Origin of the sequence: Peptoniphilus grossensis ph5 (assembly GCF_000311825.1) — a bacterium.
In the GTDB taxonomy this organism is placed as follows: Bacteria; Bacillota; Clostridia; order Tissierellales; family Peptoniphilaceae; genus Peptoniphilus_A; species Peptoniphilus_A hominis.
The window spans coordinates 369,514-384,508 of the sequence record NZ_HE978567.1 but is presented as its reverse complement, the minus strand read 5'-3'; the positions used below and the strand labels follow the sequence as shown (position 1 = coordinate 384,508).

General features: G+C 33.2%; 13 protein-coding genes and 1 pseudogene. 6 read left to right on the top strand and 8 right to left on the bottom strand.

The annotated features are described in order from the left end of the window. Window positions 1–113 precede the first annotated feature (113 nt). Window positions 114–632 carry a nitroreductase family protein gene (locus tag HGPG_RS06115; protein WP_019125177.1) on the bottom strand — a complete coding sequence of 173 codons (519 nt, stop codon included), beginning with the start codon at window positions 630–632 and terminating at the stop codon, window positions 114–116. Window positions 633–1,209: 577 nt separating this feature from the next. Between HGPG_RS06115 and HGPG_RS06110 the strand changes: the two genes are divergently transcribed. After that, entirely contained in the window at window positions 1,210–1,872 is a 663-nt protein-coding gene (locus tag HGPG_RS06110; RefSeq protein WP_019125176.1) for an S-layer homology domain-containing protein, read from the top strand. A 139-nt stretch (window positions 1,873–2,011) separates the two neighbouring features. On the opposite strand, the gene HGPG_RS06105 is transcribed toward HGPG_RS06110, so the two are convergent. The 5 genes from HGPG_RS06105 to HGPG_RS06085 all read right to left on the bottom strand — a co-directional run bounded on the left by HGPG_RS06105 (window position 2,012) and on the right by HGPG_RS06085 (window position 6,987). After that, complete coding sequence (locus HGPG_RS06105; protein WP_019125175.1) at window positions 2,012–3,451, bottom strand: bifunctional metallophosphatase/5'-nucleotidase; 1,440 nt, start codon at window positions 3,449–3,451, stop codon at window positions 2,012–2,014. Beyond that, entirely contained in the window at window positions 3,448–4,260 is an 813-nt protein-coding gene (phnE, locus tag HGPG_RS06100; protein WP_019125174.1) for a phosphonate ABC transporter, permease protein PhnE, read from the bottom strand. The genes HGPG_RS06105 and phnE (HGPG_RS06100) overlap by 4 nt, the downstream gene beginning before the upstream one ends. A gap of 1 nt (window position 4,261) precedes the next feature. Then, window positions 4,262–5,083, bottom strand: a complete 822-nt coding sequence (gene phnE / locus HGPG_RS06095) for a phosphonate ABC transporter, permease protein PhnE (RefSeq protein WP_019125173.1) — start codon at window positions 5,081–5,083, stop codon at window positions 4,262–4,264. Continuing rightward, complete coding sequence (gene phnC, locus HGPG_RS06090; protein ID WP_019125172.1) at window positions 5,080–5,844, bottom strand: phosphonate ABC transporter ATP-binding protein; 765 nt, start codon at window positions 5,842–5,844, stop codon at window positions 5,080–5,082. The genes phnE (HGPG_RS06095) and phnC overlap by 4 nt, the downstream gene beginning before the upstream one ends. Window positions 5,845–5,946: 102 nt before the next feature. Next, the gene (locus HGPG_RS06085) at window positions 5,947–6,987 is read right to left on the bottom strand and encodes a phosphate/phosphite/phosphonate ABC transporter substrate-binding protein (protein ID WP_019125171.1); all 1,041 of its coding nucleotides are present in this window, start codon (window positions 6,985–6,987) and stop codon (window positions 5,947–5,949) included. Window positions 6,988–7,165: 178 nt separating this feature from the next. On the opposite strand from HGPG_RS06085, the gene rlmD reads away from it, so the two are divergent. The 5 genes from rlmD to HGPG_RS06065 all read left to right on the top strand — a co-directional run bounded on the left by rlmD (window position 7,166) and on the right by HGPG_RS06065 (window position 13,352). Next, window positions 7,166–8,494, top strand: a complete 1,329-nt coding sequence (gene rlmD / locus HGPG_RS06080; RefSeq protein WP_019125170.1) for a 23S rRNA (uracil(1939)-C(5))-methyltransferase RlmD — start codon at window positions 7,166–7,168, stop codon at window positions 8,492–8,494. Between the two features lie 311 nt (window positions 8,495–8,805). Further along, entirely contained in the window at window positions 8,806–9,873 is a 1,068-nt protein-coding gene (locus tag HGPG_RS06075) for an ATP-binding protein (protein ID WP_019125169.1), read from the top strand. Then, complete coding sequence (locus tag HGPG_RS06070; protein ID WP_019125168.1) at window positions 9,866–12,100, top strand: S8 family peptidase; 2,235 nt, start codon at window positions 9,866–9,868, stop codon at window positions 12,098–12,100. The genes HGPG_RS06075 and HGPG_RS06070 overlap by 8 nt, the downstream gene beginning before the upstream one ends. A 225-nt stretch (window positions 12,101–12,325) precedes the next feature. Next, window positions 12,326–12,490, top strand: coding sequence for a hypothetical protein (locus HGPG_RS10400; protein ID WP_187115838.1), 165 nt, complete (start codon window positions 12,326–12,328; stop codon window positions 12,488–12,490). 37 nt (window positions 12,491–12,527) lie between these two features. After that, entirely contained in the window at window positions 12,528–13,352 is an 825-nt protein-coding gene (locus HGPG_RS06065; RefSeq protein ID WP_036731808.1) for a hypothetical protein, read from the top strand. A gap of 14 nt (window positions 13,353–13,366) precedes the next feature. On the opposite strand, the pseudogene HGPG_RS06060 reads toward HGPG_RS06065, so the two are convergent. After that, a pseudogene (locus tag HGPG_RS06060) lies at window positions 13,367–14,698 on the bottom strand (relaxase/mobilization nuclease domain-containing protein). Window position 14,699: 1 nt separating this feature from the next. Next, window positions 14,700–14,995: plasmid mobilization relaxosome protein MobC (gene mobC / locus HGPG_RS06055; RefSeq protein ID WP_019125163.1), on the bottom strand; the 296-nt coding region annotated here is incomplete at its 5' end.

The following is a 14,995-nucleotide window of genomic DNA, read 5'->3' as shown; positions in this document are numbered from 1 at the left end:
CGAACCGGATTTTTTTATTTTTAATGCTAATAATATTTTTATTTGCTAATAAAAATTTTGCCTAATAATATTTTTATCTGCTAATAATATTTTTTACATCTCAAATAAAAATTTTAGAACTTATTGTAGTGGACTTTTGATGATATATCGAATTCTTCGTGGTCCTTTGTGCCTGATTTTTTGTAGCCAATTGGAATCAAACATTGTGCTCTATAAGGTTTTTTCACGCCAAAGTTTTCTTGGAAGTATTCTTCATAAGAAATCTTTCCTGCAGTCTTTCCTTCTTTGACATTGATCCATGAAGATGAAAGTCCTTCTTCTTCAAGGAGAAGTTGTAGGTAGGCTGCTGTAAGTGATGCTTCTTCCACCCAAGTCTTGCAGATGTCTGTGTTTGCAATTACTATTACAATCACAGGTGCGTCCTTTAGGTAGAGGGTTGCAAAAGAATCCATATTGGATAGTTCTTCAATCTTCTCTTTGTCATCTACTATTATAAATTCAACGGGGTGAGAGTTGCCATTTGATGGTCCCATTGATGCGTACATCAAAAGTTCTTCCAATTTTTCTCTGTCAACTTCTTTATCTTTATATTTTCTAACAGTTCTTCTCTTTAAAATTATTTCTTTTAACAAAATATCACCTCACCTACATTCTACCACATATTCTAATTAAAGTAAGCTGTGCAAATATATTCATAATATTTTTAAATTTTATAGGAATCCTTGTAATTTAAAGGAATAAGAGCGATTTTCAGAGGGCAAAATTTCTTTGAAAATATTTTCATAAAGGCTTGACAAAAATATTTTACTACAGTACAATATAGGAGAAGTGAAAACTTCATCATCTTTTTTCTTCCCTTAGAGAACAGTTATCTTTTTACATAATCTGTTCTCTTTTATTTTGCCTAATTTTTTGTACATAATTTTTTGTAATCTCCAAGAATTTTTACATAGAAAATTTTTTGCAATCATCAAAAATTTTTGCAATAAATATTTTTGCAATTCCACAAATTTTTTAAAATTATTTCAAAAGATTTCACTTTTATTACAGGGACAAAATTTCTAAATCTTTATAAAGACACTAGATAAAGTATAAAAACCGTATATGTTTCATTAATGTTACAAGATAGGCTCTTTGTAACACAAACTTAAAATAGAAATTGTTTCAAAAGATAATTATTAAGTTATAATAATAATGAAGGTGATAAAAATGAAGATTTTGAAAAAGACTTCATTGATCATTATCTCCACAGCATTGATTTTAACAAGCACTGTATTTGCAAAATCCTTTAGAGACACAAGAGGGCACTGGGCAGAATCATCTATTGACTTTATTACAGACAAGGGAATAATGTCTGGCTATGATGACAACACATTTAAACCCAACGAAAACATGACGAGAGTTGAGTTTTATGCCACAGTAAATAGTTTAATTGGCTTCGACAAAACTTACACTGTCACTTTTTCTGATGTAAACACTTCTGACTGGTATTATAGCGATGTAGCTAAGGGCATAAAGGCAGGATACATCACACCAACTACGGGAAAGTTAAATCCAGAGAGAGATATTACAAGGGAAGAGGTTGCAGAAATCCTTGGTTATGTTTATTCATTACCGACTAAGGCAAGTGCAACTAATGAATTTGGCGACAAGAATAAGATTAGTGAATCGGCAAGGGGTTATGTAGGCGCCCTAGTCGATGCAGGAATACTACGAGGATACTCTGATGGAAACTTCTATCCAACAAGATCAATTAGGAGATCAGAAGCTGCTACGCTTTTCAGGTCGATGATTTCTAATTACAACTATCCACAAAAAAAGGCTCTGAATAATAGTAAAATTAAATTTGGAAGCAGAAATCTCTACGAATAAGACAGGTGACTGTCTTATTTTTTTGTCCAAATTTATTTTTTGATTTAGCCAGAAATTTTTGCAATGTTTTTTATTTACACAAGCTTATAAAATTTTCAAAAAAAGAGACTTGTTCATGCCAAGTCTCAAAATTTTAAATTTATAAATTTCTAAAATAATCTAATAATATTTCTGATATTTCCTTGTCGTAATTTTTTATTACGCTAAGATTTTTATACATATCAAAGCCGCCAGCTCCCGTTGCCCTGTAATTATTCATGACTATGGAAAACTTGTCGCTGTCTTTTACTTCTCTTCCCTTAAAGTAAATTTTCCCAATTCTTTTGCCCACTTCTTTTTTTAAATCCAAATCAAAGTCTATGCCATAAAAGAAATCGAAGTTGTAGTGTTCTTCCTTGGGCTCAAGGAATTTTTTGGCGATTTTATAATCTCCATCATAGACTATATAGGTGTAGTCCTCTTCAATGGCTTCTCTTAGGGTCTTGCCATCAATTTCAAGGACAAGAGCTGTGTTTGGGAACCTGTAAGTGTTTAAGACATCTCTTGTTGTTAGATCTTTTTTAAGGCCAGTTATGACATTGGCAAAGGATGTAATTGAGATGTCGGCGCCAGTGTAGTCAAGCTGAATTTTATTTATTAGGTCTGCAAGGTCTGAACCTTTTACTGCCATTTTTATCTTGTCATCAGGGAGGTAGTCGCGAGAAAGCCTTGCTATAGGTTCGTCTAAGTAGTCTTGCACCTTTTCTTCTACATACTTATATTTTTCTTCCAAGTAATTTTCTTGAAGGCTTGGTTCTATAAAGGATGCATAAACTTTTCCCTCACCAGGATCTATTTCTATCATGGCAGCCTTCATTCCGTTGGCGGGACTTTCCACTGCAAAGGTCTTATTAATCTCGCCAGATAATTCCATGTGTTGGTGACCTGCAAGGATCAAGTCGTATTGAAGCTCACTTGCAATTTTTCCGCCCACATTTTCACTGGTGTCTGATAATTTTTCGCCAGTTTTTAAATCTATTTCGTAGCCGCCGTGATAAATCAAAATATTAAAATCGGTTTTTTCTTTTTTTAATTTTTCTAAAACTTCCTTGGCAGAAGTAAAGGCATCTTTTATTTCAAAGTTTTCTAAATTTTCTTTTCTTTCCCAAAGATTTACCCAGTCTGTGACAACTCCAGCTATGCCAATTTTATAGCCGCCAATCTCTTTTACAGCATAGGGAGAAAATTTTATGCCATCACTTTTGTCAGTGACATTGGCACAAAGAAGTTTTCCCTCCATGTTTTCTACATAAGTTTTTAAATAGTGGTAGCCATAATTGAAGTCGTGATTGCCAAGGGTGTAGTAGTCAACATTTTGCATGAGGTCTGCAATAATATCTGAGTCCAAAAATTCCTTTACATAGTAGGCAAAGGACGAACCCTGGAGGGTGTCGCCGCCGTCAGTTAGGATAGTGAAGTCGTCTTTTTTTATATTGTTTAAAAGAGAGAGATAGCCAGTGGCTTTTCTCTCTCTATTTAAATAGTCTGTGGGGAAAAAATATCCGTGTAAATCTGATGTGTGAATTATTTTTATTTTCATTTTTCACCTACTAGCCTTGCTCTAATTTTTGTTGAGAAAAATTCTATAAATAATACTAGAATTATAAGTCCCAAAAGGATTGCGCCAACTTCTTGCCACTTGTAGGAATTTATGGCAAACATAAGTGGAGAGCCAATGCCGCCTGCACCAACTAGTCCAAGGACTGCTGCGTCTCTAAGGTTTATGTCAAAGCGATAAATTGTTGTAGATGCAAAGTTCGCCCAAAGCTGTGGAATTATTCCAAAGCGAATTTTTTGGAAAGTTGTGGCGCCTATTGAGGAGAAGGACTCCAAAATTGACTTGTTTAAATTCATGATGTTATCGGAAAATAATTTTGTCAGCATGCCTATTGAGGTAAAGCTCATGGTCATAAGACCTGCAAAGGGTCCAGGACCTGTAACTCTTATAAACATAAGCCCATAGACTATGGAAGGTATTGTCCTTATTAGGATTATGAGAAGTCTCACCATATAAGCTATGGGAGCTGCCACAATATTTGATGAAGCCAAAAAGCTAAGAGGTATTGCAATTATTGAGCCTACCAGTGTACCTAAGAAGGCTATACACATTGTCTCAAGGAGAAGATAGGGCACGCCTTTTTTTGTCAAGTTAAAGAGCATATCTTTCTTGGGATTTAAAATTCCCTTTATTATATTTTTTGCAACAGTCATTCCCTCTTCAGTTGCCGATTCAAAATTTATTACGGTTGAAGACCAAATTATCATGAATAAAACTATGGCAACTATCATGAGGATGTAGCCGTGATTTTTTGGTTCTGATTTTAGTTTTTCTAATACTTTTTCTGACATATCAATTCAACTTTCTTCTAAAGTGGGCAGAGATATTTTCTATGACAAAGACTGTCACAAGTAGTGTCAATAATATCATGCCCACGCGGTTGTAATCTCTCCAGTTAATGTTTTCGTTAATGAGTAGACCAAGTCCTCCTGCTCCTACATAACCAAGGATGGCAGCGTATCTGACGTTACCTTCAAAGTTGTAAAGAGCTGTTGAAAGGTAGAAGGGCAAAATTTCTGGCACAATGGATTTGAAAAATGCCATTGTCCTTGTAAAGCCCATGGAGATCATGGCCTCAAAGGCTCCCATGTTAACTGTTTCGATTTGCTCGTAAGTTAGCTTTCCTACATAGGAGAAGGAAAAAATAAAAATTGCAACAGTACCTGCAAAGGCGCCAAGTCCAAAGACATAAGTGGCTATAAGTGCAGACACAAGAGTTGGAATTGTACGAAGAACTGAAAAAATTAATTTTACAATCCAATTGATTATTTTGCTTTTCACCATATTGTGGGATGCCAAAAAGGCAAAGGGAACAGATATGACGGCACCCAAGAAAGACCCCAAGAAGGACATCTTTATTGTGTCTAAAAGTGGTCCTACAACTGATGAGAAGTAGGAAAAGTTTGGCTTAAACATTGGCACAAGTATTGCTGAAAGTTTGTGAGAATTTTTTACCAGGGTGTTTAAAGAAAAGCCAGTGACTCTAACAGAAATTGCTGTAAATAAAAGGAGGAGAATAATTACTGGTATAGTAAAGCCAGGGTATTCCACTACTTCCTTTCCAGATTCTGTTATATATTTTTTTGGTTTAAAAATTTTGTAGTAGAGGTTCATACTTCCTCCAATTTTAATTCTTCAAAGGAATCTCCGTAAATAGACTTTAAAACTTTTTCGTCAACATCCTTGGCAGGTCCATAGTAAATTATTTCTCCATCGCGAACGCCAAGGACCTTTGTTGCATATTCAAGGGCAAGCTCAACATGGTGGATGTTTAAGAGAATGGTTATGCCGAGATTTTCGTTAATCTTTTTAAAATAGTCCATTACTTGCCTTGCCGTAACAGGGTCAAGACTGGCAACAGGTTCGTCTGCCAAGATAATGCTTGGGTTTTGCACAAGAGTCCTTGCTAGGGCAACTCTCTGTTGTTGACCACCAGATAAATTATCTGCCCTTTCAAAGGCCTTGTCCAAGATGTCCACTTGTTCAAGAGCTTCAAGAGCCTTTAACTTGCACTCCCTTGGATAGATGCCAAGGATTGACTGGATAGGATTTAAATCAGGCACAAAGGAAGACATGACATTTTTTATGACAGAGATTCTTTCAACTAAGTTAAAAGATTGGAAGATCATTCCAATATTTCGCCTAAACTTTCGCAGTTCCTTGCCCTTTAAACTCTTCACATCAACTCCATCTACAGTTAAAGTCCCAGAATTAATGTCGTGCATTTTATTTATAGTTCTAATGAGAGTGGACTTGCCGGCGCCAGAGCGACCTATGATGGCAACGAACTCGCCATCTTCTATGGTCAAGTTAATATTTTTTAGGGCCTTAAATCCACCGGGATATACCTTATCCACATTCTTAAATTCAATCATAATACTCCTTATAAAAAAGAGCTTCTCTTGAAGCCCTTTCTTAATTTTAAAATTCTCTTAAAAGTTTTAACAACTTTTATTTATAAAAACACAATAAGCTTATTAGTTTTTAAGTTCTTTTAAAAGTTTTTGTGCTTCTCTTTCGCCATCATAATCAGAATCTTTTGCAACTTGATAACCTTCGTGGCTATAAATTGAAATTATTTCTTTACCTTCATCAGTATTTGCAATTTCGATGAAAGAATCAGAAAGAGCTTTTTTAAATTCATCTGTCATAATTTCAGAGTTTTTAGAAACAGAAATTGTGTCATTAAAGATCTTATCAGTAACACCAATTACGTTAGTTTCGTCCCAAATAGATGCAGATTTTTTAAATTCATTTTGCCATTTTTCAGCATTGTCCATTCTAACATCGGCAAAGCCAACCATAACATCAACTTGACCAGAAGCAAGTCTTGCCATAGAAGATGGATAAGAATCAGCTTGAACGATAGAAGGAAGATCAGTTAGACCCTTTTCGTAATTTTTTTGCAACCAAAGATATGGATAGATGTAGCCAGCAGAAGAAGATGAACCCATTACAGACCATTTAGCACTTGCAAGGTCTTCCCAAGTTAATTCTTCGCCATTATTTACCTTTGCAGCAAGTTCCTTACCCTTTTCAGAAGGACCAGCAATTACAAGAGCTCTGTAGAAGTTTACTTGATCTTCAGATTTTTCAGTTGGTTTTTTGTCGTTCCAATCCTTAGGATTTTCAGAGTCAACAGAAAGTCCCTTTCTAGTTGCAGTAAGAAGAACTTCAGCGCCATCGTCGTAGATTGCATAAGTTCCGCCAGGGATAAATCCAACATCAACGCTACCCGCACTTAGAGCTTCGCCAGTAGCTTCGTAGTTTGTACCAACAGTGATGTCAATGTTTTTAACATCGTAACCTTTTTCAGCAAGCTTAGCCTTTAAGATGTCCTTTAAAGGTTCAGTTTGCGTAACAATTTCTTCAGGTTCCCTTGATGGAACAAATTGAATTTTTAAATCTTCAATTACATTTGCTTCTCCATCAGCCTTTGCCTCTTCCTTTTTGTTACCGCCACAAGCAGTAAGAGTCATTAGCATTGTAAGGAGTAATACTAACCATGTTTTTCTCATACAATACCTCCATAAATAAAATTGGGTTTCCCCAAATAAGAATGTCTTATCAAATTAATTATACCAAAAAAAAGAATAATAAATATCAAAGCAGTGTAAAAAAGTAAAAATTTTAAGAAAATTTTCTTAATTTATTAAATTGTGACAATTTGATATAATTTTTTTAAGGAGTGAAGAAATGACTATAATTGTTAAAATAGATGAAGCAAGATTTCCCAACCTAGGTAGGGGAAGCTTCGAAGGTAAAAAATATGAATTTAAGGGCGGCATCCTTGGTCAGACTGTGGAGATAAAAGCAAGAGGCAGAAGGTCTAAAAAGGCAAAACTATTAAATGTAATCGAAAGATCAAGTCTTGAAAAAGGGTCTCCTTGCCCTCACTTTGAAAAATGTGGCGGCTGTAGCTACCAAACCCTAAGCTATGAAGATGAACTTAAGTATAAAAAAGACTTAATCGAAAAATTATTTAAAGAGCATGGCATGGAGAGAGAACTTGAAATAATACCTTCGCCAGTCCACAAGTTTTACAGAAATAAAATGGAGTACACCTTTGGCGACGAGTACAAGGATGGACCCCTTGCCCTTGGACTTCATGTAAAAAACAGATTCCACGAGATAGTAAACACCACTGATTGCAATATTGTAGACGGTGACTTCAATGAAATAAGAAGCCAGGTCCGAAATTATTTTGAAAAAATTGGAGAAGTCCACTACAACAGAATGAGACACGAGGGATTTTTGCGCCATCTCTTAATAAGAAAGGCTACGAGAACTTCTGAAATAATGATTTTACTTGCCACATCAAGTCAAAGTGAGCTTGATAGAGAAGCCTTTGTAAAATTTCTTTTGGACTTAGACCTTGAAGGCGAAATCGTCAGCATTTTTCATGTAAAAAACGACGCCCTATCTGATGCAATTGTCCCAGAAGAAATACATTTAATTTACGGCAAGGACCACATAGAAGAGGAAGTCCTTGGACTAAAATTTAAAATAAGTCCATTCTCATTTTTTCAAACCAACACAAGATCAGCTGAAGTCCTCTACAAAATGGCGAGAGAAAAAATTGACGCAAAAGATAAACTGGTCTTCGACCTCTATTCAGGAACGGGAACCATAAGTCAGGTCTTGGCAGCATCAGCCAAGAAGGTCATTGGAGTAGAAATAGTAGAAGAAGCAGTGGAAGCGGCGAGAGAAAATGCTAAGCTTAACGGGATCGACAATGTTGACTTCATAGCATCAGATGTCTTAAAAGTATTAGATGACCTAGACAAGAATCCAGACCTAATAGTCCTAGACCCACCGAGAGAGGGAATAAATCCAAAGGCAATCGAAAAAATAATAGACTTCGATCCAGAAAAATTTCTATATATATCTTGCAACCCCGTAACCCTTGTCCGCGACCTTGAAGTCTTTGGCGATAGAGGCTATAACATAGAAGAAATAGAAATAGTCGACCAATTCCCAAGGACCTCTCATGTGGAGAGTGTAGCGTTGATACAAAAGATGTAAACTTAGAAATCCTGCATTTCAAGCAGTTTTATAAGCATTTTGTCTTTGATAAAGATGAAGAAGGATACGTCAAAAAGACTCAAAAAAACTATATGGACGTGAGAGTTGTTTTGCAACTGGTATAAGGAAACACAAAAAATATAATTAACTCATTTTGTACTTTCTACAAGAGTAGCTTATAAGGCTGCTCTTTTTTTATGAAGAAAGGATAATATAACTTTAGACATATAAATCTAAATATTTGTCCCATAAACGTAGAAATACGTCCCGATTTGCGATATAATGATAAAGAAATTAGGAGGTATGGCAATATGAAAAAACAAAATGTTTTGAATTTAATAAAATACCATGTGGAAAGGAATGAAAATTCCTTTAGAAATGAGGCTATAGCAATAGCAAGATATTTTGATAGCATAGGAGATTATCAGTTATCTGAATATATTATGGGGTTAATATCTGAATCAAATTTATATTCACCACAAAGTAGTGATTTTGAAAGTGAGTTTTTAAAGCAAGTTGAAATAAGAAATTTGGAGGCTTTAAATTTACCGCTTGAAATAACAGAGGATATAAAAGGTATTATTAATGCTGTAAATCATAATATTGGTATTAATAAATTTTTATTTGAAGGATTACCGGGAAGCGGAAAAACAGAAGCAGCAAAAAATGTTGCAAGATTGTTGGATCGCTCTCTTTTTAGAGTGGATTTTGAAAATTTGATAGATAGCAAGTTGGGACAGACTAATAAAAATATAGTAAAAGTATTTAGAGAAATAAATATGCTTCCAAATGCAAATAAGGTTGTGGTTTTATTTGATGAAATTGATGTTATTGCTTTAGATAGGATTAATTCTAATGATATTAGGGAGATGGGAAGAGTAACATCTACAATTTTAAGAGAATTAGATAGATTAACAGATCTTAATAAAGAAATAGTGCTTATTGCAACAACTAATATATATTCAAATTTTGATAAAGCATTAATTAGGAGATTTGATGCTGTTATTAATTTCAATAGGTATAGCGATGAGGATTTAATAGAAGTTGCTGAATATTACTTTTCTTCTTTTATCAAGAATTTTAAAGGAATATCAAAAGACACAAGATTATTTAAAAAGATATTGAAAAAAGCAAAAAAAATACCTTATCCTGGAGAATTGAAAAACATTATAAAAACATCACTTGCATTTAGTGATGTTGATTCTGAGTATGATTATTTTAAGAGATTATATAATAGCTTGATAGGAAATCTGGATCACAAGGATATAAACCAGCTTCATGAGGAAGGCTTCACTGTAAGAGAAATAGAAAAATTAAAAGGAGAGTCTAAAAGTTCTGTCTCAAGAAAGTTAAAGAAGGAGGAAGTAGATAGTGAATAATGTCTTGGAATTAAAAGGGAAACGCTTTGTACAAGCCAGTAAAAATGGTAATCGTGGTGGTGTATCCATGAATGGGAGGATGGAAGTCAGTACAGAGCATTTATTAAGATTAAAAGCTCAGCTAATCCAGATTAAAGAATTTTGGGATAAAGAAACAAAACCGTTTGAGGGTATTTTGGTTAGTGTTTATTATAATAAGATTGTTGCGAAAAGTAATCGAATTGCTGGACTTTTTAAAGGGACAAATTCTAATGAAGCAATTGTTGGAGCAAAATTTAATTCAAATCAGAGTAAGCATATAATAACATATTTTCTTGATGAAGATGATTTAACTAAAAGTATAGAGTTAATTGTAAATACTTCAAATATATTATCTCAAAAATTTAGAGGAAATATCAGCAAGAGCGAATTTAAAGACAAAAGTATTGTTAATTCGGAGGTTTTTAAAAAACTTTCTGTAAGTATGTCTACATTTAAACAGGTGATTGCAGATGTATCGTATATTGATTCTTTTGAGGTAGAGTTACCTACGATAGATATAAAACAGAGTATTATAACTTTGTATGATGTAAGAAAAGATACAAAATTATTATTTGAAAGATTAGGGATAGATATTTTAAGTAGCCGAATTTTAGATAATCAAACTGTTTACTTAGACGAAAAGCAGGTAGAACTACTTTTAGTAAAAGCACCTTATCTTGTTTCAATGGCAACCGTTGATTTGTCAAGTTTATCACCTGATGATTTTACCAATGAGCATCAAACAAAAATGATAACTATACCATCCCCAACTATTGAACCAACAATTGGGGTGATAGATACCTTATTTGATGAAAGTGTTTATTTTAGTGATTGGGTTGAATATCATGATATGGTCTCAGAAGATATACCAAAAAATCCAAAAGATTATAATCATGGGACAGCAGTATCTTCCATTATTGTTGATGGAGCAAGATTAAATCCTTGGCTGGATGATGGCTGTGGAAGGTTTAAAGTTAGGCATTTTGGAGTAGCGGTAGGTGCTGAATTTTCTTCATTTTCAATAATAAAGAAAATAAAGAGTATTGTGGTAAATAATTCAGATATAAAAGTCTGGAATATTTCACTTGGTAGTAATCAGGAAATTAATGACAACTTTATTTCTGCTGAAGCTGCAACATTAGATAAAATTCAGTTTGAAAACAATGTAATATTTGTTGTGGCAGGGACAAATAAACCAAGTGCAGATATAGTAAAAATAGGATCTCCAGCAGATTCTGTTAATAGTATAGTTGTAAATTCAGTTAGTAAGAATGGTCTGTCTACTAAATATGCTCGTAAAGGATTGGTATTATCTTTTTATGCAAAGCCTGATGTGAGCTATTATGGTGGCAGTGAAGAAGAGTACATTAGGGTTTGTGAACCTTTAGGGGCTGCGAGTGTTGCTGGTACTTCTTATGCTGCACCGTGGATTGCGAGAAAATTATCTTATTTAATTGATGTGATAGGATTTAATAGAGAAGTTGCAAAAGCCATTATTATTGACGCTGCAAGAGGTTGGGATGAAAAACCGACTCCTGAGGAAGTTGCTTTATATGGGCATGGAGTTGTACCAATTCATATAAACGATATTATTCAAACAAAAGATGATGAAATAAAATTTGTGGTATCAGACGTTAGTGAAAAATGGAATACTTATAGCTATGATTTTCCAGTGCCTCTAAAGGATAATAAGTATCCATATATTGCAAAGGCTACTATGTGTTATTTTCCATTGTGTGATAGATTGCAAGGTGTTGATTATACAAATACGGAATTAAATTTACATTTTGGGCGAATAGGGGATGATAAAAAAATCAAGGATATTAAGGGGGATAAACAGAATACGGAAGATACTTTAGAGGGAGAAAGAAATTATCTTTTGGAAGGTGAAGCCAGAAAGCAGTTTAGAAAATGGGATAATGTAAAGTATATCGCAGAGAGTGCTACAAAAAGAATGATACCAAAAGACTCTTATAGAAATAAAAACTGGGGTATGGAAGTAAAGACAAATAACCGATTAGCTCCTCAAGATGGTATAGGAGTTAGGTTTGGTGTTGTTGTAACACTCAAAGAAATGAATGGAGTTAATAGAATTGATGAATTTATCAGAAGTTGTACATTAAATGGTTGGTTAGTAAATGAAATCGATGTTGTTAATAGAGTAGATATTCACCAAAAAGTTAATGAAGAAATTAAGTGGGAATAGTATTTGTTTTTTTGCACTATCGACAGTAAATGGAATGGTATGGAATATTTATAAAAATTATAGCAAGTATAAGAGGTGAAGAGATATGGAGAATCAAGATAAGATATATGAAATAGAAATTAACAGTTGTGGTATAGGAGGGAAGCTTAGGATACAGAATAGAAATAATCTTAGGTATAAAAAAATTCGTACGTAGATAGCAATGTTGTACGAGAACATCTTTGTTTGTCTAAAGAAGAATATGAGTTGGCAATGCTTAATTTATTTAGATTATATTGTTGTGAGGGATTTTATCAAGAAACATCAGCAATGTATTTTGGCAACATACCGATTCAAGCTAATGGAGGCATTGAAAAATTTAGGATTACTGCATTAGTATATAATTATTAGATATGATATTAGAAAAGGATTAGAGGGAGTGATGACTATGCCTGATACAATTATATATTGGTTATGGGGATTGGTAAAAGCAATACCTGAAGATATTATCAAAGGACTAATAGCATCATTTTTAATTTTACTTATAATAAAACTTGTTAACAAAGTTAAATTTTTAACTTCTAAAATTAAAAATATCATATTAAATTTGTTTAATACGAAGATAGAAATATCTACTAAAACCACTTTTATTGAATCTCCAGATTATCATTACACTACAATAAGACGAGCTGAAAATGTTAGAAGTGAAAATTCTAATGACAATGATGTTTTTTTGCTAATTATTGCAGGAGTGTTTGTAGCTTCTATAGTAGTTAGTTTTTTCAAAGAATATGTAGATTATATTTCTTTGTTTTTAAAGTGGTTTGGACTTATCCCACTGATGATATGTATATTATTTTTATTTGTTATATCTATTAGTCAAGAAGTTCAAAAAGTTACAGTTAAATTCATCGCAGTTTCAATAGTTGTTTCTGCATTGACATTATATTATGGACTTAATCTTAAAGAAATGGCGACAACAATGAGTGCAACAATAACAGACGGAAGAAATCTTTTTGCATCGGTATATAAAATTTTTGGCGTATTTATAGGAGTAATTCAACAGTTAATATCTTATATATTATTGCTTAGAGTAATAAGTGTTTATATTGATAGAAAAAAGAAAAAACCGATACAATCAGTTCGTCGTTTCATCGCTAAAACAAAACAATTTGAATCGGTTATGTTCCTTAGCATTATAGTAATATTTTTGTCAATTTTATCATACGCATTTACATTAGAAGCTGTTCATAAATTTCTATTAAAACAATAGGAAGATTTAAAAGGCTATCGCTCCATCTCCCTGCCCATGTAAATTCCGTAGTTCTTTCGTATTTGACAAAGCTCGTTCATAGCAGATTTTGTAGAAGAGTACTCTTGCATAAGGGTATTCTTTTTTTCTTGCAATTTATAAAGTTTAGACAAAATATCTTTTGGATTTGGCGGCTTAGAATGGTTTTTTTAAGCTCTGAAAGGGCAGTTTCGTATAGAATGATTTGAGATTTATATTTCTCAAAAAAATACCTTGTCAGATGGATTTGCTTTATGTTCCTTGTAGTATTCTCGATGCTTTTTGATAGTATAAACTTGCTCCATAGTTGCAGAAAGCTCCTGCATTTCCTTGTCAATTTCTTTGGTTTTATCTTGTAAGTTCTGTCTTTCTTCAGCACTTTTCTTGTTGTATTCATCAAGCTGCTTAACGGAGTTAATGCCATGTTCTCTGATGAAAACAACTGACTCAGCCATTGTATTTAAGTTGTGTTTTGTTGCCCAGTATTCATAGCCCTCGATATATTTAACCTTTGTATTAGTATTCATATTGATGACATTTCCGATTCGTTTTTTGATAGATGGGGTTTTAATAGTTTGATTTTCTGTAAGACGCTCTTTTAGTCTTTCCTCTATATAGTCATCCCCAATCATCTTAATTCTTGTAAATCTCTGCTTATCTTTTTGCTTAAAGGCTATATGTTTTCCATACTTTATTTCATAACCAAGCTCAGTCATTTTCTTTAGAAATTCTTCCCAAGCCTTAGACTATTTTATCAAATGATAAATGTCAAATTGAATTCTGTTTTTCCAAGAAGTACATGTATTAAATTGCTCATTTTCGTACCAAGATTTACCAGCAGTTTTATATTTTCTTTTGTAATATTCATAGTATTTATCAATGACTGAAAGCTTATTTTCTTTACATAATTCATCACTTTGATACCTAATTTTGTGGTAAGATTTTTTGTTAGATTGGTAGCATTTACCAGTCTTGTAATTAACATTATTAAAAATAATATGGTTATGGATATGCCCTCTATCTATATGAGTTGCAAGAACAAAATCATAATCTTCTTTTAAAATTTTCTTACACAATTCCATTCCAATTTCGTGAGCTTTTATAGGATCAACCCCTCCTGGTAGAAAAGATTGGATTAAATGCCTAGCCAAAACTGTACCCTTAGTATCATTATCTTCTCGAGTTTTCAAAAATTGAATATGGGCAGTAGATGGATGACATTTGAATGAAGATACCAAGATTTTTTCATCAGTTTTTTCACTCTTAGTAATGTAATCTATTGCCAAATTTAGAGTTGATTTTATAGGATGTATTTTTGTAATTGCCATACTAATCACCAGAACTTTCTTTTGATTTGTTAAGAAGTAGGGAATGGATCTGCCATATCTCTCTTGACAATTTTTCTATTTGTTTATTCATTGATTCAATTTCATCCTTGTAAATAACACCAGTTGTATTAGTTGCTTTTGCAATCTGGTTTATGTTATTTGTTGCATTTGAAAGTAGCCATTGTAGGTTTCTAAATGGTTCTAAATCTACAACATAAATCTCTTTTTCTAATACGCATTTCCTAAGAAAGTGGGACATTGTTTTGCAATTTGCAAGTTTCATTTTCTTTTCAAAAA

Excerpts from the sequence above, each read along its gene's own strand:
- HGPG_RS06110 (WP_019125176.1), top strand. The coding sequence starts at position 1,210 with ATGAAGATTTTGAAAAAGACTTCATTGATCATTATCTCCACAGCATTG.
- HGPG_RS06105 (WP_019125175.1), bottom strand. The coding sequence starts at position 3,451 with ATGAAAATAAAAATAATTCACACATCAGATTTACACGGATATTTTTTC.
- phnE (WP_019125174.1), bottom strand. The coding sequence starts at position 4,260 with ATGTCAGAAAAAGTATTAGAAAAACTAAAATCAGAACCAAAAAATCAC.
- phnE (WP_019125173.1), bottom strand. The coding sequence starts at position 5,083 with ATGAACCTCTACTACAAAATTTTTAAACCAAAAAAATATATAACAGAA.
- phnC (WP_019125172.1), bottom strand. The coding sequence starts at position 5,844 with ATGATTGAATTTAAGAATGTGGATAAGGTATATCCCGGTGGATTTAAG.
- HGPG_RS06085 (WP_019125171.1), bottom strand. The coding sequence starts at position 6,987 with ATGAGAAAAACATGGTTAGTATTACTCCTTACAATGCTAATGACTCTT.
- rlmD (WP_019125170.1), top strand. The coding sequence starts at position 7,166 with ATGACTATAATTGTTAAAATAGATGAAGCAAGATTTCCCAACCTAGGT.
- HGPG_RS06075 (WP_019125169.1), top strand. The coding sequence starts at position 8,806 with ATGAAAAAACAAAATGTTTTGAATTTAATAAAATACCATGTGGAAAGG.
- HGPG_RS06065 (WP_036731808.1), top strand. The coding sequence starts at position 12,528 with ATGCCTGATACAATTATATATTGGTTATGGGGATTGGTAAAAGCAATA.